Source organism: Sulfitobacter pontiacus, assembly GCF_040790665.1.
GTDB classification, from domain to species: Bacteria; Pseudomonadota; Alphaproteobacteria; order Rhodobacterales; family Rhodobacteraceae; genus Sulfitobacter; species Sulfitobacter pontiacus.
Genome location: NZ_CP160850.1, coordinates 85,139 through 105,620 on the forward strand (window position 1 = coordinate 85,139; position 20,482 = coordinate 105,620).

At 59.5% G+C, this 20,482-nt stretch carries 20 protein-coding genes and 1 pseudogene; 13 read left to right on the forward strand and 8 right to left on the reverse strand.

Features of this window, described 5'->3' with window-relative positions; all coding sequences use genetic code 11:
- Window positions 1–89 precede the first annotated feature (89 nt).
- The 5 genes from AB1495_RS15305 to AB1495_RS15325 all read left to right on the forward strand — a co-directional run bounded on the left by AB1495_RS15305 (window position 90) and on the right by AB1495_RS15325 (window position 5,441).
- A complete protein-coding gene (locus tag AB1495_RS15305; protein WP_074637050.1) occupies window positions 90–1,325 on the forward strand; it encodes a putative DNA modification/repair radical SAM protein in 1,236 nt (411 codons plus the stop codon).
- A complete protein-coding gene (locus tag AB1495_RS15310) occupies window positions 1,325–2,746 on the forward strand; it encodes a UdgX family uracil-DNA binding protein (RefSeq protein WP_074637048.1) in 1,422 nt (473 codons plus the stop codon). The genes AB1495_RS15305 and AB1495_RS15310 overlap by 1 nt, the downstream gene beginning before the upstream one ends.
- A gap of 78 nt (window positions 2,747–2,824) precedes the next feature.
- On the forward strand, window positions 2,825–3,241 hold the full coding sequence (locus AB1495_RS15315; protein ID WP_009824184.1) for a CopG family transcriptional regulator: 417 nt from the start codon (window positions 2,825–2,827) through the stop codon (window positions 3,239–3,241).
- Window positions 3,242–3,271: 30 nt separating this feature from the next.
- Entirely contained in the window at window positions 3,272–4,345 is a 1,074-nt protein-coding gene (locus tag AB1495_RS15320; protein WP_074637045.1) for a PHB depolymerase family esterase, read from the forward strand.
- Between the two features lies 1 nt (window position 4,346).
- Window positions 4,347–5,441 (forward strand): C45 family autoproteolytic acyltransferase/hydolase, encoded by a 1,095-nt coding sequence (locus AB1495_RS15325; RefSeq protein ID WP_074637043.1) that lies wholly within the window; start codon window positions 4,347–4,349, stop codon window positions 5,439–5,441.
- 101 nt (window positions 5,442–5,542) lie between these two features.
- Here the strand turns inward: AB1495_RS15325 and AB1495_RS15330 are convergent, their stop codons facing one another.
- From AB1495_RS15330 to AB1495_RS15340, 3 genes are read right to left on the reverse strand one after another with little or no spacing between them, the layout of a single operon-like run.
- Window positions 5,543–6,184, reverse strand: coding sequence for a response regulator transcription factor (locus AB1495_RS15330; protein WP_074637041.1), 642 nt, complete (start codon window positions 6,182–6,184; stop codon window positions 5,543–5,545).
- A complete protein-coding gene (locus tag AB1495_RS15335) occupies window positions 6,181–7,818 on the reverse strand; it encodes a sensor histidine kinase (RefSeq protein ID WP_244269007.1) in 1,638 nt (545 codons plus the stop codon). The genes AB1495_RS15330 and AB1495_RS15335 overlap by 4 nt, the downstream gene beginning before the upstream one ends.
- Window positions 7,740–8,339: a hypothetical protein gene (locus AB1495_RS15340; protein ID WP_244269005.1), complete on the reverse strand. Its 600-nt coding sequence runs from the start codon at window positions 8,337–8,339 to the stop codon at window positions 7,740–7,742. The genes AB1495_RS15335 and AB1495_RS15340 overlap by 79 nt, the downstream gene beginning before the upstream one ends.
- 171 nt (window positions 8,340–8,510) lie before the next feature.
- Between AB1495_RS15340 and AB1495_RS15345 the strand changes: the two genes are divergently transcribed.
- Together AB1495_RS15345 and AB1495_RS15350 are read left to right on the forward strand one after the other, a co-directional pair.
- Window positions 8,511–9,215, forward strand: coding sequence for a hypothetical protein (locus AB1495_RS15345; RefSeq protein WP_074637039.1), 705 nt, complete (start codon window positions 8,511–8,513; stop codon window positions 9,213–9,215).
- Window positions 9,216–9,298: 83 nt separating this feature from the next.
- Complete coding sequence (locus AB1495_RS15350) at window positions 9,299–10,573, forward strand: surface lipoprotein assembly modifier (RefSeq protein ID WP_244269003.1); 1,275 nt, start codon at window positions 9,299–9,301, stop codon at window positions 10,571–10,573.
- A gap of 141 nt (window positions 10,574–10,714) precedes the next feature.
- Here the strand turns inward: AB1495_RS15350 and AB1495_RS15355 are convergent, their stop codons facing one another.
- A complete protein-coding gene (locus AB1495_RS15355) occupies window positions 10,715–11,398 on the reverse strand; it encodes a TetR/AcrR family transcriptional regulator (RefSeq protein WP_037941463.1) in 684 nt (227 codons plus the stop codon).
- A gap of 173 nt (window positions 11,399–11,571) precedes the next feature.
- Between AB1495_RS15355 and AB1495_RS15360 the strand changes: the two genes are divergently transcribed.
- Entirely contained in the window at window positions 11,572–12,294 is a 723-nt protein-coding gene (locus AB1495_RS15360; protein ID WP_074637037.1) for a DAPG hydrolase family protein, read from the forward strand.
- A gap of 216 nt (window positions 12,295–12,510) precedes the next feature.
- On the opposite strand, the gene AB1495_RS15365 is transcribed toward AB1495_RS15360, so the two are convergent.
- The 4 genes from AB1495_RS15365 to AB1495_RS15380 all read right to left on the reverse strand — a co-directional run bounded on the left by AB1495_RS15365 (window position 12,511) and on the right by AB1495_RS15380 (window position 15,491).
- Window positions 12,511–13,275, reverse strand: coding sequence for an enoyl-CoA hydratase (locus AB1495_RS15365; RefSeq protein WP_074637036.1), 765 nt, complete (start codon window positions 13,273–13,275; stop codon window positions 12,511–12,513).
- A 44-nt stretch (window positions 13,276–13,319) separates the two neighbouring features.
- Window positions 13,320–14,186, reverse strand: coding sequence for a serine aminopeptidase domain-containing protein (locus AB1495_RS15370; protein ID WP_074637034.1), 867 nt, complete (start codon window positions 14,184–14,186; stop codon window positions 13,320–13,322).
- Window positions 14,179–14,649 carry a MarR family winged helix-turn-helix transcriptional regulator gene (locus tag AB1495_RS15375; RefSeq protein WP_009824175.1) on the reverse strand — a complete coding sequence of 157 codons (471 nt, stop codon included), beginning with the start codon at window positions 14,647–14,649 and terminating at the stop codon, window positions 14,179–14,181. The genes AB1495_RS15370 and AB1495_RS15375 overlap by 8 nt, the downstream gene beginning before the upstream one ends.
- Window positions 14,650–14,789: 140 nt before the next feature.
- Window positions 14,790–15,491 carry a haloacid dehalogenase type II gene (locus tag AB1495_RS15380; RefSeq protein WP_074637032.1) on the reverse strand — a complete coding sequence of 234 codons (702 nt, stop codon included), beginning with the start codon at window positions 15,489–15,491 and terminating at the stop codon, window positions 14,790–14,792.
- A gap of 170 nt (window positions 15,492–15,661) precedes the next feature.
- Here AB1495_RS15380 and AB1495_RS15385 point away from each other — a divergent pair, with 170 nt between their 5' ends.
- The 5 genes and pseudogenes from AB1495_RS15385 (at window position 15,662) to AB1495_RS15405 (ending at window position 20,480) form a co-directional block, all read left to right on the forward strand.
- A complete protein-coding gene (locus tag AB1495_RS15385) occupies window positions 15,662–16,642 on the forward strand; it encodes a LacI family DNA-binding transcriptional regulator (protein WP_005848616.1) in 981 nt (326 codons plus the stop codon).
- Window positions 16,643–16,752: 110 nt separating this feature from the next.
- On the forward strand, window positions 16,753–17,721 hold the full coding sequence (locus AB1495_RS15390) for a TAXI family TRAP transporter solute-binding subunit (RefSeq protein WP_074637030.1): 969 nt from the start codon (window positions 16,753–16,755) through the stop codon (window positions 17,719–17,721).
- A gap of 385 nt (window positions 17,722–18,106) precedes the next feature.
- Window positions 18,107–18,538: pseudogene (locus tag AB1495_RS15395) on the forward strand (TRAP transporter large permease subunit); the annotation flags it as partial.
- Window positions 18,539–18,635: 97 nt separating this feature from the next.
- Window positions 18,636–19,694, forward strand: coding sequence for a TRAP transporter large permease subunit (locus AB1495_RS15400; protein WP_244268999.1), 1,059 nt, complete (start codon window positions 18,636–18,638; stop codon window positions 19,692–19,694).
- A gap of 21 nt (window positions 19,695–19,715) precedes the next feature.
- Window positions 19,716–20,480, forward strand: a complete 765-nt coding sequence (locus tag AB1495_RS15405) for an HpcH/HpaI aldolase/citrate lyase family protein (RefSeq protein ID WP_074637028.1) — start codon at window positions 19,716–19,718, stop codon at window positions 20,478–20,480.
- Window positions 20,481–20,482 lie beyond the last annotated feature (2 nt).

Consider the following 20,482-nt stretch of genomic DNA (forward strand, 5'->3'; position numbering starts at 1 on the left):
GCAAAATCCCGCGCGCCGCGACACTGCGGCGCAGGGCAGGGCTGCTTTGCCCCCGTGACATCGGCCAGATGTGAACATATAGTGAACACATGGCTAAGCAATCTGTAGAGCAAAAACTGGCAATCCTGAGCGACGCGGCGAAATATGATGCGTCTTGCGCCTCTTCGGGGTCGACGAAACGCGACTCGCGCGATGGCAAGGGCGTGGGGTCGAACGAGGGGTCGGGCATCTGTCATGCCTATGCGCCGGACGGGCGCTGTATATCACTCCTGAAAATTCTGATGACGAATTTCTGCATTTATGATTGCAGCTATTGCATCAACCGTGCCTCGTCCAATGTCACTAGGGCGCGGTTTAGTGTCGATGAAGTGGTGAAGCTGACCATCGAATTCTACCGCCGCAATTATATCGAAGGGCTGTTTTTGTCTTCGGGCGTGATCAAATCGCCCGATGCGACGATGTCGGACATGGTGCAGATCGCGCGCAAGCTGCGCCACGAAGAGAATTTTCGCGGCTATATTCACCTGAAAACCATCCCCGACGCCGCGCCAGAGTTGATCGCCGAAGCGGGGCTGCTGGCAGACCGGCTGTCGATCAACGTCGAGCTGCCCACCGATGCCGCCGTTCAGCAATATGCGCCCGAAAAGAAGCCCGACCAGATCCGCAAAGCGATGGCCGATTTCCGGCTGCGTAAAGAGGTGTCGAAAGACACATCCCACACCGGCAAGCGCCCACCACGCTTTGCGCCTGCGGGGCAATCGACGCAGATGATCATCGGGGCGGATGGGTCGAATGATGCGGCCATTCTGGGCCAGTCCACACGACTCTATTCCAGCTACAAGCTCAAGCGCGTGTATTATTCTGCTTTCTCACCGATCCCTGACAGTTCGGCCAAGTTGCCGCTGATCCGGCCGCCCTTGCAACGCGAACACAGGCTCTATCAGGCGGATTGGCTGCTGCGGTTCTATGACTTCCAGCTGGACGAGATTACATCCGTCACCGCGGACGGGAACCTTGATCTTGAGGTCGACCCGAAACTGGCTTGGGCGCTGGTGCACCGCGCGGTGTTCCCGCTGGATGTGAACCGCGCCACCCGCGAGATGCTGCTGCGGGTGCCAGGGTTCGGAGTGAAGACCGTGAACCGCATCCTGTCCACCCGCCGCCATCGCACCCTGCGCTACGAGGATCTGATCCGCATGGGCGCATCTATGAAAAAGGCGCGCAGCTTTGTCACTGCGGGGGGCTGGTCCCCCGGCGGGCTGACCGACAGTATTGATCTGCGCGCGCGGTTTGCGCCGCCGCCTGAACAGTTGACCCTGTTCTGATGCATCGCGCGGTCATGCCCAAGATCGGCACGGCGCAGGCGTGGCGTGATGCGGCGCGGCAGTTCCTTGCCGCCGGCATCCCGCCCGAGGCGATCCTGTGGGGCGATACCAGCACGGTGCCCGATCTTTTTGGCGACACCGCCCCGATGCAGACGGGCGGGCAGGTGACCGTGCCGCGTAGCTTCATCAGCATGGCGAGCAGTGTCGTCTGGCACAGCGATCCCGAACGGTTTGCGCGGCTTTATGCGTTTCTCTGGCGGTTGAAGGATGCGCCGCAGTTGATGACGGATCGCGGTGATGCCGACCTGTCGCGCCTGCGCCGGATGGAGAAGAACGTGCATCGCTGCCAGCACAAGATGAAAGCCTTCGTCCGTTTCCGCGAGATTGGCGCGCCCGATGCCCCCCGCCGGTCCTTTGCCGCGTGGTTCGAACCGACGTATCACACGGTAGAACCCACCGCTGATTTCTTCCTGCGTCGTTTCAGCGATATGGATTGGCGCATTCTCACGCCGGATGTCTGCGCGATTTTCGAAGGGGGCAAACTGACCTTCCACGAGGGGCGGGAAAAGCCCGCGCTGCCCGAAGACGCGAGCGAGCAGCTGTGGATCACCTATTTCCAGAACATCTTTAATCCCGCGCGGCTGATGGTCAAAGCCATGCAGTCCGAGATGCCCAAGAAATACTGGAAGAACATGCCCGAGGCGGCGCATATCCCCCAAATGATCGCCGACGCCCCCGCCCGTGCCCGCGCGATGGCCGAGGCAGCACCGTCCTTTCCGCCGCAGCGATTGGCGCAGGTGCAGGCGCAGCTTGCCGCGCATCAATCCGCGTGGGAGGGGCCGCAAGACGCGTTGGCCAAGGATATCGCCGCCTGCACCCGCTGCCCCTTGCATTGCAATGCGACGCAGGCCGTACCGGGCGAGGGGCCGATGGATGCCGATCTGATGATCGTGGGCGAACAGCCCGGCGATCAGGAGGATTTATGCGGGCGACCCTTTGTCGGGCCTGCGGGGCAGCTCTTTGATCAGATCGCAGGGCGGGTGGGGCTGCAGCGGGACAAGGCGTTTGTGACCAATGCGGTGAAACACTTCAAATTCACCCCGCGCGGTAAACGCCGTCTGCACCAACGGCCCAATGCGTCAGAGATTCAACATTGCCGCTGGTGGTTGGATGCCGAGATCGCGCAGGTCAAACCCAAGCTGATTTTGGGCATGGGGGCGACGGCCGCCGAGGGGCTGACCGGACGGCGCGATGCCATCACCGCCCGCCGTGGCACGGTCGAACAAACGCCTTCAGGCACGCCGGTCCTGCTGACGCTACACCCATCGTATCTTTTGCGCGTCCCCGATCCTCAGGCCAAAGCCGACGCAACTGCCCAATTTCAAGACGATTTGACCGCCGCCGTACGAATGTTGGCATGAAAAGGCGTAATTTCGTAGGGGGCAGTTGCAATATGGCTATTGGATGCCATATACCATCCACATGGATGGAGAATCGAGATGAGCAACGTCAGGCAGCTACGGGAAAAGCAACCCGAGAACGAAAAGATCACAATCAACCTCGGCTTTGTCGATCTAGGGCGGATCGACCTGCTGGTGCAGGAGGGGTTCTATTCTAACCGAAGCGATTTCATCCGCACGGCGATCCGTAAGCAGTTGGATCACCAGTCGGAAACGGTGACACGGTCTATCGACCGTCACACAATGGAAATGGGCCTGCGCGATTACTCCGTCGCGGACCTCGAGGCGGTGCAGGCAGCAAATGAAGTGCTGCACATCAAGGTCGTCGGTCTGGCCCGTATCGCGCGCGATGTGACGCCAGAGCTGGCCCTTGCGACCATCGGCTCCATCAACGTGCTGGGGGCGCTTCAAGCCAGCACCGAAGTCAAGAAAGCACTCGGCGACCGGATCAGTTAGCTCCGGCATCATCCTTAAAAGGAATGCGACATGGCAGATGAATTTAACGCGGCCCTGCGCCGTGCCGGAAAACTTGTGCGCGCGGGTAACCCCAAAGCGGCGACCGAAGCCATCCAGAACGCGCTTGGCGCCGGTGGGCTGGGGAGCATGGCGAAAGGTCGCAAAAGCCCCTTTGGAAAAGCCAAGATCGGCCGCGGCCTGCGCGAGACGCTTTCAGGGCTGGCGCAATCAACCCTGAACGGCGGTGACAGCACCGAACCGGACCTGCCCGAGGGTGCCACATTCGGCAGCGGCAGCTTTTCCTGCAGCGCAGGCAGCCGCGACTATCGGCTTTATGTTCCCAACCTCAACGGCTCTGCGCCGACAAGTTTGGTGATGATGCTGCACGGGTGCAAACAATCCCCTGTGGATTTTGCCAAGGGCACGGGCATGAACCAACTGGCAGAGGCGCATGGGTTGATCGTGGTCTATCCGGCGCAATCCCGCATGGCGAATATGCAGAACTGTTGGAAATGGTTTGATCCCGCCGATCAGATGCGCGGCGCGGGTGAACCGGCGATCCTTGCGGGGCTGATGAAACAACTTCAGCGCGACCATGCCATTCCCAAAGGGCGCAGCTTTGTTGCGGGGCTGTCGGCCGGCGCGGCGATGGCGGTGGTGCTGGGACAAACCTATCGGGATGTCTTTGACGCGGTGGGTGCCCATTCCGGTTTGCCCTACCGCGCCGCCCATGATGTGCCATCGGCTTTTGCGGCGATGGGGCAGGGGGCAACAGGCTTTGACACAGGGGAATTCATTCCGACGATCATTTTTCAGGGCGATGCGGATAGCACTGTGAGTGCCGCGAATGCGGATGCGATCGCCAAACACGCCCCAAAAGGCCCCGAGGTTCTGGACGATGGCAACGCGGGCGGGCGCCGTTTTTCCCGCCGCAGCGTGATGGCGTCGAAAGGCCATGTCGTGATGGAACAATGGACCGTCTCGGGCCTTGGTCACGCGTGGTCGGGCGGCAACAGCGCGGGGTCATACACGGACCCCACAGGACCAGATGCGAGCCGCGAAATGCTGCGGTTCTTCCTCGATTTGCCTAAGAAAGGCGCATGATATGACACACTCCCTTACCTTTGACGCCATCAGCGAAGCCACGCCGGGCCCGAAATGGGCCGCCCGATGGGCCCGTTCATGGCCCGCCTACGAGGCATGGTTCACTGCACACGACGGCGATAGCGGCCCTGACCGCGCAGCCTGCGAGGCGGCGCTAAAGCAACATATGCCCGAGTTAGTGCCTGTTCACGCCAAGCTCACAGCGCTCGCGGGCGGGTCGGACCGTGCGGCGCGCTTCCTGTCCACGTGGTGCCCGCCAAGCTATCTGGGCGGCTGCTCCCTTGCCGTGGCCACGTCGGACGACGACATCCGGCTGGTGCGCAACTACGATCTGTCGCCTGACTTGAACGAAGGCCTACTGCTGCACAGCGCCTGGACCGGGCGGCGCGTGATGGGTATGGTCGAATTCCTTTGGGGCCTGTCCGATGGCATCAATGATGCGGGGCTCAGCATCGCGCTGGCTTATGGCGGACGGCAGGAAACAGGGCGCGGGTTCGGTATCACCACAATCCTGCGCTACGTTCTGGAAACCTGCGAAACCGTGCCCCAAGCGCTGCGCGTGCTGCAACGCGTGCCGTCGCATATGCCCTATAATGTGGTGGTCGCCGATGCCTCGGGTGCGGGTGCCAGCGTCGAGATGTACGCCGGTGGCGGGGCAAAGGTGCAGCCGCGGCTGGTCGCCACAAACCACCAGACCGACGGCAGCACGCCTGACAGAGGCAGTTTTACCCGCACGTTTGAACGGTCAAAACACCTTGTGAGTGTCTTATCCGAAGGGGTCACGCCGTCAGCGCTGGCAAACCAGTTCACCCAAGCGCCGCTCAAGCAAGACCGCTACGCCGAGGGGTTTGGCACGCTTTTCACCGCCGAATACGAACCCAAACGCCGGAAGATGACGCTGCATTGGGACGATGAGATCTGGCCTCAATCAATTGACGCGTTCGAAGAAGGCACGCGGCAGGTCACATATGGCAGCACCCCGTCATCGGTGGCCGCAGGGGGTGACATCAATTGGGTGCAAATCGGTCTGGACTACGCAGCGGGCCGCGGGGTTGATTGGCGTAGGTTTGTTCCCGCCGGGGGCGATGTGGCGTAGGGCGTCGAAGCGGAAGGCCTTGCTATATTACGCGGAACAGACCCTACAACACGCCAACGGCAGCCGCTCCTTCGTTGAAATCCTATTGCTCGACCAAGGCGCTATTCCGGTTTCAGTCCAAGCCCCAAGCGGTTCGCGTGCCAGGCGGCTTCCGCCCGTGAGGAGATGCCGAGCTTGCGATAGACGATCTTGATATATCCCGCGTCCGTCGTTTCCGCGATGTTCAATGCGGAGGCGACCTCGGCGTTGCGCAGACCTTTGGAGATGAGCGTGAGCACTTCGGTCTCCCTCTCCGTCAGGCGCCCGTCCAGGCTGGCGACTGGCCCGGTGAGGCGGAAGTGTTCCATGATGCGGCGGGCGACAGAGGGTGATATCGCCGGTAACCCCATAGAAAGCTGTGTCAGCTGGCGAGAGAGCACCGCCGCCTCTGTCTCTTTCAGCAAATACCCGTCCGCCCCGGCCGAGAGAGAGGAAACAATGCTCGCGTCGTCGCCCATTACCGTGGTTACGACCTTGATTGCAGAGGGGCTGGCCTTGTTCAGGCCGCGCAGGATTTCGAGACCCGACCCATCAGGCAGACCCAGATCAATCAGGGCGAGATCTATCTGGCCATCCAGTTTTGACAGCGCCGTCCGTACCGAGTTGGCCGTGCATATTGTGGCCGCCGGATATGCTGATCGTACGATATCGACCAGCCAACGCAGGGTTTCGACGATATCTTCGACAATCAGGATACGCTTCATTCTGCTGCGGCCTCTTTCTGAGTGCTGAAAAGAGGTAGAAACGCGGTCAAGGTGGTGCCCTTGTCACCGGTGCTGTAGCTGAAGGCACCTTGCAACTGGGTGAAGCGGTTTCTGAGGTTTCTGAAACCATTGCCAAGCGACGCGACGCTGCTGTCAAAGCCCGAGCCGTTATCCCTTAGCGTGAGCTGCAACCCATCGCTTTCCAGGGCAATCCGGACCTTCGCCTCTGTCGCGCCCGAGTGGCGTAGGATATTGCTGGTCCCCTCGCGCAGGAAGGCGCGCAGCGCATGCGCCAACCGATGGGAAATACGGCCTTTGGTGATCTCGTCGGCCTGCCACGTGACGGTGATATGGGCGGCCTCGAAATGGGTGATAATCTCGGCACGTAGATCGGCGAGCAGATCGCGGAGATCCCAATCAGTCTGATCCGGGTTTGAAATCAACTCTCGTAGATCGGCGAGGGTCTGGCGGATAAGAAGGTCTTTGCGTTCCCGAAGGCCGGTGTGCAGGGCGCTGAGCAGCAGCACCCCTATGTTGTCATGCATGTCGCGATTGATGCGCAGCCGCTCTGCGCTGACGGCTTGAAGATAGGTCTCGTGCTGGGACAGGCTGGCATCAAGCAACGACAGGATCGCATCGGCCCGCGCCAGATCGCGCGACGAGAAAAGACGCGATCCTTGCCCGGCCAGCTCAAGCGACAGTGCAGGCAGATTGCCGATGGACGCGAGCGTCAGGATACGGCCATCGTCTTGCAGTGCGGTGATCGTGGTAGACGCCGGTTGATCCTTGATGCGCAACGGATTGAAAATATCGGACCAGAATTTACGCAGCAGCCTCTGCTTGTCTTCGGGGTCTCTCGCATGGGCGATCCGGGTCACTCTGCGATACAGCTCTTCCGCCGGGATCTCGCGGTTGCGCTTGAGCAGCACCCAGACCTTGTCGCGCAAGGGCAGGTAAACCATGCAGATCGCCGCGAGTGCGATGCCAAAGGCAGGGGCACGCCCCAGCGAAAGCCCGTAGATGAGCGCGGCATCAAGCCCCAGAAGCAAAGCCACCCCAAGGCCATAAAACAAAATGCCGTAGGACCAATTCGCCAGGTCGAACAGCCGGTAGCGCGTTACTGCCAAGGCAATACCGGCGTAGATGATCAGGAAAAACAAAAACGCAGTGCTTTGTTCGATCACCGGGGCCAACCCAATAAGCGTCGGCAGAATGGACGTCAGCACAAAGCCACCCGCACCAGCTGCAACCGACACGCCAAGCCAGCCCAGCATCGCCCGCGCAGCCGGGTCGCGGCGATTGGCGGCGACTTGTGCGGCAATGAACAGCAACAGGGCCACCATGATGATCGCGATGAAATCCGGGGCATTGTTCAGGTTGTCCGGCCAGCCGGGGCCAAGCACCAAGAGGATACAGGCACCGATCAGAAGTGTCGGTAGCCAGAGCACAGGTTTCGGAACAATGCGCCGCGGGTATGAGAGGAACAACGTCACCATACCGATCCCGAACAGCAGCGATCCACCGGGATTTACCCGGCAGGCCACCGAATAGGCCTTCAGACTAAGCGCGAGCTGTAGATCGCGGCGCTCGACGATGCCAAGGCCAGCCCGATCCCGGAAAGCAGAAACCACCATCCGGCGTGTTCATGAGACCGTAGGCAGACAACCCAGGTCCCGATAAACATGCCCACGAACGCGACAAAAATTTGCGTCCAGAATTTCATCGGCAGATCCGAAACCGGACGGCTTCCCTGGACCCTTACCGCGACGCTTTCAGGGCCGTCGGCTTGGTCGAACGTCAGGGTGACTGCGCCGCTTCGCAACGTGTCATGCAGGCGATCCTGACGGTTAAAGAAGCGACGCAGGGTCTCTTGATCACCGATCCCGTCGGGCTCTTCTATCAGGTCTAGGGGTGTCACCGGGATTGTGGGCTGGTTATCCGCTGAAAGGCCAAGAAGCGTCTTGCCAATCATATCGCGATCCATGGCGCTGCCCTGCGCGATGTCAGTGACGACAACGCTTTGCCCCACCACGCCAAGCCTGAGCCCGAGCCACGGCTGGGCCGTCGCCACCCACGTCAGGGCAGCGGCGGCGGCCAGATAGAGCACGACGCAAAGCGCGAAAATGGCTCCGGGGGCGACATGTGGACGTGTCATCTTATGGACCACACAGCGAAATTTATAATTGCAAATTTAGTCATTCTATACGGCTCATCTTCTCAAAATACTCTTGTCCAAGGACACCCCCTGAACAGGGGGGAGACGATTTCATGAAGTAGGTATCTAAAAAGTGAAGAAGAATTTTTTAAATCAAGCAAGGGGAATTTCATGAAACACGCACGTCTTAGTATTGTTATTGCAAGCCTTGGGGTGGCGACGGTCTTGTCTGGTTGCAATGGAAGCAGCTCTGCCGGCGGGCTTGCTGGCGGCGGCGCAGGCGGCGGGCAGGATTTTGAGACAGCCTTTAACGCTGTCAGTCAAAAGGCCCCCACTTCGGATATGCCCACGTCGCTGAAAGCCAGCTATGAGGGTCAGATGAAGGTCGGCGTGAACAGCGGATCGGCCCAGATTTTCGGCACCGATATCGATGCGAATAGCGCGGAAATCATTGGCGATCTGGCAGTCGATGTGGATTGGACCGACGGGCAGACCACCAATCCGTTCACCGGAACGGCCTCTAACATTGTCGCGACAGAGGCGGGCACCTCGAACTCCGTCAAACTGGACGGGACGCTGACGGTCGATCAAGGCTTGCCAGCCTCACTCAGCCGCACCACCATTCCGGCGCAGGTCGTCGCGGGCGTCAATATCCCCGAGCAGAACACCGGCGCGATGCTGTTCCACATGTCCGGTCGGCTTAGCAGTGGCGAGAACGAAGGGGACGCCACCTTGCAGTTCGGCGGAAACTTCATGGGGCCGGGTGCAGAATCGATGCTTGGGCCGGTATCTGGCGGTATCAACGATGTGAACAATCCCTCGCCGCAGATTTTCGACGCGGGCGTCGGTGGTACATTCTACGCCAACAAGAAATAGAAGCGACGGATAAGCGGGTCTCTTGGATGCGGTCAATTACCGGCCGCAAAAACCCGCTTTCCCCGCGGTAGCCGAGGTCTTTGATGCGGCGAATTTTATACAATCTATTTTTAATCTTACTGGCCTCGCCATTAGCGGCCTTTTCCCTTGATGATGCAGAACAAAGCATCCTCAAGGGGAAAGCCGCAGAGGTTATTCCATTGCTCGAGGGGTATTCACCCAAGACCGAGACAGAGACCCTGCGCCGGATGTGGATTCTAGGGGTCGCCTACAACCGTTCGGGAAAATCACACCAAGCCGTTGCCCCGCTGGCGCGGCTTGTGATCTTGCGGCCAGACGATCCCACGTTCCGGCTTGAGCTGGCGAACGCATTGGTGAAAAGCGACCAGATCGAACGGGCGCGATATCACCTTGAACTGGCCAAAGGTGCGGGTTTGTCGCCCTCTGTCCAGGCAAAAGTGCAGGCGGAGCTGGACCGTTTGGCCAAACCGAAAAAATGGCAGGGCTATTTCCGTTTTGCCATTGTACCCGAAAGCAATGCCGCCCGCCGGACATCTGCAGAGACGGTGAACCTCAGCGGCTTTGTGCTGCGGCTGGACCCGAATTCCCGCGCCCAATCCGCCACGGCGTTCGAGATTGGCACGGGCGTTGCGACCGTGCCGCGCCTTACGGACGCCTTACGCGCCAGGTTCGCGCTGGATCTGGATGCCCGTCTTTTCGACGGGCGTGCGCCCGATGAAGTGACCCTTCGGACCAGTGCATCCCTGCTGCATTTCGCCAATGAAGGGCGTCTTGTCTCGGCCGAGATCTATGGATCGCAGCGCTGGATTGATGACGCGGCCTATGCGCATACCTACGGCCTTGGCCTTTCCTATACGCGCAACCTCGGCACCCGCGCCCGCGCCACGGCGGTGCTTCAGCGAGAACGTATCACCTATGATGGCAGCGGTGTCGGCGTGAACCGAACAGCAGGTGCTGCGCAATTCGCTTATGCGGCATCGTCGCAGCTTGTGTTTCGCGTAGGCTTGCGCGCGGAAAGCCGTACCAGCTCTTACAGCCCCGTCGCGGGCCATGCGGCGGGCGTCACCATCGGCGGCGATTATTCCTTTGCCGGCGGTCTTCGGGTCGGGCTGGACCTGTCGTTTGACCGGAACGAATTTGACGGCGTGCATCCCATCTTCGGCGTTGCCCGCGTCGACAAGAAATTAAGCGTCATGCTGAACCTGTCCAACCAGAACTGGAGCTACAAGGGATTTACGCAGGTTCTGAGGCTCGGGTTTGAAGAGCAACGCTCCACCATTTCGATCAACAGGTTTCGCAACGCCACTGCCAGCATCGGCCTGACACGATCGTTTTGAAGAAAATCGGCCCCAAGTCGCTGCCCGGTTGCATAGGTTTCGGTCGTGCTTGGTCGTTACTACGCAGCGCGTGCAGACGCCGGTTGTCCCCTGCGCACGCACCAACGATAGGGTGGGAACTGCGACAGCCCCATTTCATCTTCATGCCTTGGAAAATAGCAGTTCGATGATCGCTTCGGAATGATGTTCCAATGCGTCGGATGATCGAATATCCCCACCCTCGATCGCGTTAGTGAGAATGGGCAGGGCCATTGGAAATGACCCACCATGGGTGATCATGAAAAAGATAGTCCGGTCCGAGACGTTCGGAAGGGTGCCTTCTGATTTTGCACCTGTGATCAGATCTTTCAGTGCCGTGTAAAAAGGCACAACGAGGTGCCTTTGCAAAAAATCACTGCGATCACTGTGTTTTGCCCCGTCATGAACGATAACACGGCTCACTTGTGGCCAGCGGGCGGATGCGGTGATGAAAGCGCGAATGAGCGCCTTCAGTGCTTCCGTTTGGGTCGCGGTATTGACGACAAGAGCTTTGTTAAGGTCGCTTGCAAAACAGTCGGCAAGATGTTCCATCGCCGCGATCCAAAGCGCCTCTTTTGATCCAAAGTAATACCGTGAAAGGCCTTTGTCGGCCCCGGCTTTTTCAGCAACGTTGCTCAGTGAAACGCCGTCGAAACCGCGCTCCGCAAACAGATCAATCGCAGAGCGAAGCAAGGCCAGCTTCAAATCTGTACCCTGTGCGGCCTGCGGACGGCCGCGTTTTCTTTCGGCTGTCTCAGAAACGTCGATGGCGGTTTTGACCTCGGTCCTCGTACGTTGCTTGGACATTTGAATGACATCTCCATGTTTGAGCCGCGAGAACTCCGTCTCGCTTAGCCCGGGTCAGCTTAGCTTTCCAGCGTGATCTCTTACAACACGATATTCTACGCGCGAAGAATAATATTGACATATTCCACGAACGTAGAATAGCTGGGCGCACAAGCACGATAGGATGTCAGTACATGATGAGATGGATTGTAGGGGGCGCAGTTGTCTTTGCGCTTGGTGTCGGGATATTCGGCCTCCCGCCCTTTAGCGGTCAGCCCACCGCTGGGTTTGCGGAAGGTGAACCTGGATTTGAGACCGGGGTGAAACGCCTACCCAACGGTATTTATGAGGTTTCTGTACGGACCCCGATGCCGGGCGTTTCACCTGAAATGGTTGGTTGGTGGTTTGGCGATTACATGGAAACGACCGAACACTACCGACGTTGGTTCCCGGACGCGCATCTTTGGATGGATTGGGAAAACAAGGTTGATGGCCAGTTCATCGGGGCGAGCCATCTGGTGCATGAATACATCGGTGAAGACTTGAATAAGCTGAGAATTCAGTTTGTTGAACCTGAGGAGGTTTTGGGGGAGGTAAACTTGGCTGACGGCGACGTCGCCGTATGCGCCCGCGTTGGCCTGCTAGAAGAGCCCATCTATGGCGGCGAAATGTGCCACATTGTTCGCAATGTCGAAGGCGGTGCCGAAATGCGTAGCCGTTTTTGGCTTGGGATGGTGGCCGCGCGTGAGGGAAACGAGGCGGTGCCCTCTGTCATCGGAACGCTTGGGAACGCCTATCTGGCACGTCTGCTGACCGTGAAAGAGGCGTCGGCAACTGCTTTGTTAAACCACTGTTTTGATGAGATGACCATTCTGGCAGGCTTTCTCCCAAAGCTCTACGCCGATGCGCAAGGGTAAGAAAAACGCTGCATTCACGCCATGACCACCAAGCGGACTTGCCGTCATCGCGCAGATCGCGGCTGTGCGCTATGCCGAAAAGGTCAGCGGGCCGATGCATCTGCTGGCGAGTTGACGCGCCGCGACGCAACCCGCCAAGCGAACCTGCGGCCGACCCGGAAAACCGGGTTGAACCGTCAGGTTTGCCCGCCGGGTGCCTTAGGGCAAAGCGGCGCGTTATTTGAAGACCGGCTGGCGCTTTTGCATCTTGGCGGCGACGACCTCTGCGAATTCCGGAGATTTCAGTTGTTCGGCGAACAGCACTGACTCACGCTCCATCTGGGCGGTCATCTGGTCCTTGCCATGACGGATCAGCGCCTTGGTTTTGATAACCGAGCTTGGTGCCGCCTGGGCCAAACCAGCTGCAAGCGACGCGACTTCGGTGGCAAAACCGGACGAGGGAGCGACACGCGACACCAACCCAAAGCGCAGCGCCTCGGCCGCATCGAGAACGCGATTGGCCAGCAGCATATCGTTCGCCACGGCCATGCCGACGGTGGCGGGCAGCAAGAGCGAGGAGGCGGCCTCTGGTACCAGTCCCAGTTGGACAAATGGCGTGCTGAATGTGGCCGTGTCGGCGGCGATAATCAGGTCGCAATGCAGCAGCATCGTCACCCCGACACCAATGGCCGGGCCGTTTACGGCGGCAATCAAGGGTTTGGGGCAGGTGGAGATTGCGGTCAGAAACCGGATAACGGGCGGCACACCGTCGCTGCGGGTTCCCTTGGCAAAATCCTGCAAGTCATTCCCGGAGGTAAAGTAGTCTTCCGCACCTGTGATCACGAAGGCGCGTACCGCGTCGGACCGGGCATAGTCTTCCAGTGCGTCGGCCATGGCGGCATACATATCCTGCGTGATGGCATTGCGCTTTTCGGGGCGCGCGATGGTCATGGTCATGGTCGTGACTCGTTGGTCGGTGTGTAGCTTGATGTTTTCGGTCATGTTTGATCCTGTTGATTTGAATGGCGGTGGAAATCGGTTGCGGTTCAAGGCGCGCCCATGAGCCAATTGCTGAATTCGGCCCATAAAGCGTCGCGGCCTTTTCGCAACGCGCCTTCGTGCCCGATCCGCGTTGCACCGACCTGCGATGGTTTGCGGATGATCACCTCGTGCGGGGCGGCTGGATAACACTTTAAAAGGTCGGATGCGGTTGACGGCGTCGCAATCGGGTCATCGGGAAAGATCCAGGACCGGATAGGGGCTGTGACCTCGTCGTAGTGATGCGGTGCCAGTTTCGTTGCGAGGTCCGGTTGAAAATAGCTGCGGCGCTGGCTCCACCGGCGCCATGTCTTGAACAGTTTCGGCGGCAGCGCTTCGCCCCGCCAGCCGCCCGCCGGTTTGATATAGCCGTAGCGCAGCAGCAAATAGGGGCCCAACACCCACCAGAAATAAAGCTCGGACGGGATAATGCGCAGGTGGTGGCCGCCGAAATAACCGGTCCCGACAGAAACAAACGCGTGTCTGGTGATCTTGGAGTGGTTCGGCATGAGGCCGACAAAATGCCCGCCTACACTGTGGCACAGATGGGTCAGCGGCAGGCCCGGTGCCGCCTCCTCCAGCGCATTTAGGGCGGCGGGTGCGTCAAGCCGTCCCCAGTCAGGGTAGTCGATCCCGGATCCGGCCAGATCCTTGCCCTTCGATCCCCCAATCCCCCGATAGTCATAGGTCAGGACAACGGCACCTTGGCAGGCCAGATACATCGCGAGGCCGGTATAAAACTGACGCGGGAACCCCGTGCCGGCCGAGATCAATACCGCGATTTTGGGCGAAGGTGAGGTGTGGATGTCTGCCTCCAGCTCCCATCCATCGGTGGCGGCGAAGCGGATCGTCGTTTGGGTAATGTCTTCAGTCATCGGCTGGCCCTTTCTTCGGCGGGGTAGGGCCGTTCACAATGCCGTCCGCATTGTCTGCCAGATGCGTCAGAAACCGTTCAATAATGACCTGTTCCTCAGCAGGAAAAGGCGCAAGCAGCGCCGCATTGAACTGGCTGATTTCGCCCGCGCCCTGTTCAAGCACCGCGCGGCCCGACTGTTCAAGGTAGACGTGTATGACACGGCCATCCACCGGCGACGGTGACCGACGCACCAGACCCTTTGCGCACATGCGATCCACAAGACCGGTCAAGCTCGACTTACCCATAGCAAGGGTCGAAGAGAGGTCACTGATGGGCTGCCCGTCCTTTCGCGACAGGATCAACAGCACCGCAAGCTGTGACGTGGTAAGCCCTATCTTGTTGCGCGTCCGACGATCGGCAGCGCGAAAGAGCGCTGAATGTGCGATCTGGAGCTTGTGGAAAACCTTGAATGTATTGGCCATAAATCAATTCGCATGTGAACTAGTTTGTTCGTATATGAATTAAATGCACCCGACAACATGTACCGCGTCACAGACAATGGTGACGTTACGACACGGCCGCGGCCTGCGGCACCGCGACGGCGAACAGGGCTTTTTGCTGCCTACCCGGCCAACTTTTCTGCCTGAATGATCTGGTCGGCGAGCTTGGCGAGATCATGTGAGGTAAAGTCAGGTTCCGGTACGCCGGGCACGTGCAGGATGCTGTTGTGTGGTCGCGCGATAAAGGCACCGCGGCACCCCACGGACTGCGCGCCGATGGTGTCCCAGATATGACATGCGACCATGCACAGGCTTGAGACATCGACGCCCAGACGGTCGGCAACCATCTGATATGTCGACGGATGAGGTTTGAAGTGACCAACCTCGGCTACGCTAAAGTGGTGGTCAAAAAGCGCTGCGATGCCGGCTTTTTCAAGGGGTGTCGGCGCGGGGGATGGGGCGGAGTTCGTCAGTGTCACAAGCGTGAACCCCGCGTCGCGCAACTTGGTCAAGGCCGGGGCCACATCGGCATGGGCGGGCATCGATCCAATCAGTGACTTCAGCTCGGATACGTCGCTGTCCTGAATGGCGATGTTTTTATTGTCGCCAACCATCCGCAGAACACCGCCGGCCAGATCGCCGAAGGGCGCATAGAGCCCGGACAAGGTCACTGTTTGTGAATACAAGATCAGCTCCGGAAACCATTCGCGCAGGACCGCGGCATTGCCGAACACGCGGTCGAAAAACGGCTCTAGTGTCGAGATATCCAGAAGGGTTTCGTTTACGTCGAAAACAATGGTCGAAAAATCTGTACGGTCTGGCATGGGGGGCTTTCTGAGCGTGCTACTTTTCGGCAGCATTCATCCAAGTATGGGAACACGATGGCGGGTACGTTTCACAATTGCACCCATGCCATTGCTTCGTCAAACTATGCGTGAGGTCAGCCGTCAGTCCCCATTTCGGGCAAGCGCAGCAATCGGGTAAGGCAATCGATATGAAAAAGGTCACTGCCAAAGATGTTGCCGCCCGCGCGGGCGTTTCGGTGTCCGCCGTGTCGCGCGCGTATCGGGGGAATGCCCCGATTGCCGAGGATAAGCGCAAAGCGATCTTTGCTGCTGCCACGGCGCTTGGCTATGTGAGCAAGGTCGATCAGGTGTTGGCCAAACAATCCAGCAACACGATCTCGATGGTGCTGAGCGAAATGCGCAACCCGTTCTACCCCATTGTGATGGACGAATTGACCCGAATGCTACCAGGGCGCGGGCTCAAGGCGATTATGCATGTGGTGCCAGCGGCCGAGGATGTGGACACGATGATCCGGCAAGTCATCGACTTCCGCACGCAGGGGGTCATTCTGGCAAGCTCCACAATCACCTCCGGGCTGGCGCGTGCCTGTCGTCAGAACGGAATTCCCGCCGTGTTGCTGAATCGGGTACAGACCGACAGTACCATGATGGCGGTGTGCTGCGACAATTACGGGGGCGCGCGAACGATAGCGCGGCGGTTTCTGGACGGTGGCCGACAGCGCATCGCCTTTATCGGTGGGCGGCGTGATACCTCGACGCATCTGGAACGCATGCGAGGATTTCGCGACCAGTTGGAAGAGGCCGGACGCGAGATCGCTGTGCAGTTCGACGGCGGGTTCAGCTACCGCCAAGCCTATGCCGCTGCGCAAGAAATGTTGGTCCAGCGTCCGATGCCGGACGCCGTGTTCTGCGCCAATGACATCATGGCGATTGCCATGCTCGACGCTGCACGAAACAAAGGCATCTCGGTCCCCGGTGATCTGGCTGTGATCGGGTTCGACGACATTCCGATGGCGGCCTGGGAATCCTATCGGCTGACCACAATGCGCCAACCACTGCGCCGCATGCTGGATCAAGCGGTCGATATCATATTAAGCGCCGAGAGCTATGTCGGGACCGGTGATATCCGTGTTTTGGCGGGTGAACTCCAAGAGCGTCAAAGCGGGTAGTGAAATTATTTCATTAACGCAGACAGGAATTGCATAGCGGCTATGCACTGTGGCTAACCTCCGTTCGAACGTCCCTATCGGGATCGTTTCATGATATTTGGAGGATACCCATGAAACTACGCAACTTCGCTGTCGCCGCTGCACTGTCCCTTGCCGGGCTTGGGGTGGCTTTGCCTGCTCAAGCTGAAACGCGGCTCGCTTTCGGTGCGACCAATTCGCAAAGCGCGCATTATGCCTATTTCGCCTCGCTCGCGAAAATCATCAACTCTGCCTATCCGGAGGCCTATCAGGCGTCGGTCGTGGAAACGGGTGCCACAGTCGATAACCTCAAACGCATGGCGCGTGACCAGTTGGATATCGGGCTGATCACGACGTCGACGCTGTATCACGCCTACAATGGCATCAAGAGCTTCGACGGCAAACCGATCGAATCCAAACTCCTGTGGGCCTATTCTCTGGCACCGCAGAACGCAGTCGTTCGCCGCGATTCCGGTATCGAGAAACTGTCGGATATCGACGGCAAGAAGTTCGGACCGGGCATGCGTGGGTCGTCGACCGAAGCCACGGCCTTGGCTGTGTTCGACCTGCTGGAAATCTCGCCCGACTGGGTGCGCGGGACCAACAGTGAACAGGCCAACGCCATCAAAGACGGCCGGTCCGAAGGCTTCGTCAAAAGCGCCGTGGGAACGTCTTTCGATGCGCTTACCACCGATATCGCGGCCTTCACACCGCTGACAGCGCTTGGCATCGACGACGCGCAAGAAGCCAAGATCCGCGAAGCGCTGCCGGAGCTTTCCATCGTGGACATGCCGGGCGGCGAGATGGAGAACACAGGCCCTTACAAGGTCTGGGGATTCATGATCGGTGTCTCTGCGCGCCCCAATATGGACGACCAGACGGCCTATGACCTGACCAAAGCCGTGATGGAGAATATGGAAGAGCAATCCGCCGCTTTCCCGACGGTAAAGGGCTTGAACCTGCCAGAGCTGACCCTGCAATACGCAACCAGCCCGCTGCATCCTGGTGCCATCCGCTACTACGAGGAAATCGGCCTGACCGTGCCCGCGCGCCTCAAGTAAAAGACCTGATCTCAAAAGGGGCGGCGCGTGTCGCCCCTCTATTTACCATTTTCGCCAAGGTGCCGTGATGAATACTCTTCCGATCTTCGCTCATTTTCGACAGACCGCCATCGCGGCTCTTGCAGTGCTTCTGGGGGTGTTTGTGTTTTACACCTCTTTCAACGGGCCGTTTGAATCGCTCGTGCAGCGTGCGATCTTTGTGATGATGATCACCGCCCTGGCCGTGCTGATGCACCCGCTTTTCGAAGGCAGCCGCCTGCGCCCGCTTGGTATCGTGATCGATGCGGCAATCGTCGGCGTGGTGACGGTGTCAGGTGCCTATATCATAACCAACTACGAAACCATTATGAACGATCTGCCTTGGGCGAACGGTTGGGATATGGTCATGGGGTTCGGCACATTGGCCTGCGTGCTTGAACTGGCAAGGCGCAGCTCCAACTGGGTGTTCCCCCTTATCGTCATTGCGGCTGTTACCTATGCATTCTTCGGCTATTTGATCCCCGGCCAATTCGGGCACCGTGGCTTTGACGCGGGCTATCTCACCGAGATCATCTTCCTGTCCGACCGTGGCCTATGGGGTATGCTGGTCAATGTGGCCTCGACGACGCTGGCGGCATTTGTGCTGTTCGGCGCGATCCTGTTGCACACGGGCGCAGGCGAGACATTCTTTGACCTCTCGGCCCGTTTGGGTGGCTCCCGGCCCGGTGGAGCGGCGAAAATCGCGACCTTCGCATCGGGCTTCTTTGGGGCGATCAACGGCTCGACCGTCGCCAATGTCGCAACGACGGGGAACTTCACCATTCCCCTGATGAAGCGGCTGAAATACCCCCCTGCCTATGCCGGCGCGGTAGAGGCGATTGCATCGACCGGCGGGCAGCTCGCCCCCCCCGATCATGGGGACTGCCGCTTTTGTTATGGCCGAGCTTGTGGGCGTGAACTACTGGTCTATCGCGCTTGCGGGCGTTGTGCCTGCACTGTTGTTCTACCTTGGCATCTATTCAACCGTTCACGTCATCGCGCGCCGTCAGGGCTTTCGTCCGGTGACCTCCGAAGATCTACCCGACTGGCGCGGTGCCATGACCTTTGCGCGGCTCGCCCCTATTGTCGCCGCCCTGCTGGGGCTTGGATTTGGCGTCCTCAACGGCAATTCCGTCGAGCTGACGGCCTGTTACGGCATGATTGCCATGTTGGTGGCTGTCCTTGTCGCGCGGATCTCGAGTGGTGAGGATCCCCGTGCCGTCATCGGCATTATCATTCGCGCGCTGGAAGCGGGCGGAAAAGGTGTTGTCATTGTCGGTATCCTTCTGGTCGGCGCACAGGTGTTTGTCGCCATGATCAACCTCACCGGGTTTGGTGTCGCCGTAACAGCAGCGGTGTTGTCGATCGGGCAGGGGCAAATCTGGCTCATTGCCGGGCTCATGGCCATTGTCTGCCTGATCGCGGGCATGGGCCTGCCGACCTCGGCAGCCTACGTCATGGTCGCGGCTGTTTTCGCCCCGGCGCTGATCCAACAGGGTATTGATCCGCTCGTGGTGCATATGTTCGTGCTCTACTACGCGGCGCTGTCGGTTATCACGCCGCCTGTCTGCCTTGGTGTTTTCGTTGCGGCGACCATTGCGCAGGCGCCGTGGATGAAGGTCGCGGGCGAGACGTTGCGCCTTGGGGCGACCGCATATGCCTTGCCAATGCTGTTCCTCGCCTATCCCGGCATGTTGGGCGGTGGCGAAGCCGGAGACATCCTGCGTGCCATCCTGTCAGGCGGCGTTTTCGCCTTGGGCGTTGCGCATCTTCTGGGCGGCGCGCGGCTGCCTTGGGGCGGTCTGTCGCGGCTGCTTTGGGTCGTGCCGATTGGTCTTGCGCTGATGCCGCCTTGGCCGGCGACGGCGGCAGCCGCGATCGTGTTCGCGATCTTGGTGGTCTTCTCTCGCAAAGCCTTGGGCGCTGCGGAAAATATCGAAATGCAAACGGCTTAAGGGCCAAGGAGGGTACTGGAAATGATGACGAATGCTGAATTCAAGGCACGGCTGGTCGCACGAGAGCCCATGCTCGGGGCTTTCATCAAAACGCCCCATCCCATCGTGATCGAAATCATGGCGCGGGCAGGGTTCGATTTTCTGGTCGTCGATGCCGAACACGCGCCCTTTGATCGGGGCACCGTTGACGCCATGACGATGGCCGGACGTGCCGAAGGGTGCCCCATCGTGGTGCGCGTGCCAGTGGCAACAGCGGATTGGGTGCTCAATGTGCTGGACGGCGGCGCGGCCGGTGTCATGGTGCCTCATGTCGAAACCTCAGCGCAGGCCAAAGAACTGGCGCGCGCCGTGACTTACGGCCCCGGCGGGCGTGGTTTTGCCGGCACGTCACGGGCGGCCGACTATGCTGGCCGCAGCCTGAAAGAGCATCTGTCCGTGGCGCGAAGTGAAGTCGCCTTGATCTGCCAGATTGAAGACCCCGACGGCGTGGTCAACCACAGTGAAATTGCGGATGTAGACGGCGTAGATGCGCTCTTTATCGGGCGCGCTGATCTGGCCGTCTCTCATGGTCTGTCCGATTTCTTTGCGCCTGAAGTGGCAAAGATGACGCGGGACATCCTTGCCGCGACAGGGGCGGCCACCGGACTCTATTGCGCCCCGACAGAGCCCCTAGACGCGCACCGCGACGCCGGAGGGAGCTTCTTTGTCGTGGGGTCCGAACACACGCTCATGCAATTGGGCGGTGCCGCGCTTGTGGAAGATTTCAAAAAGAGAGACGCGCGCTGACA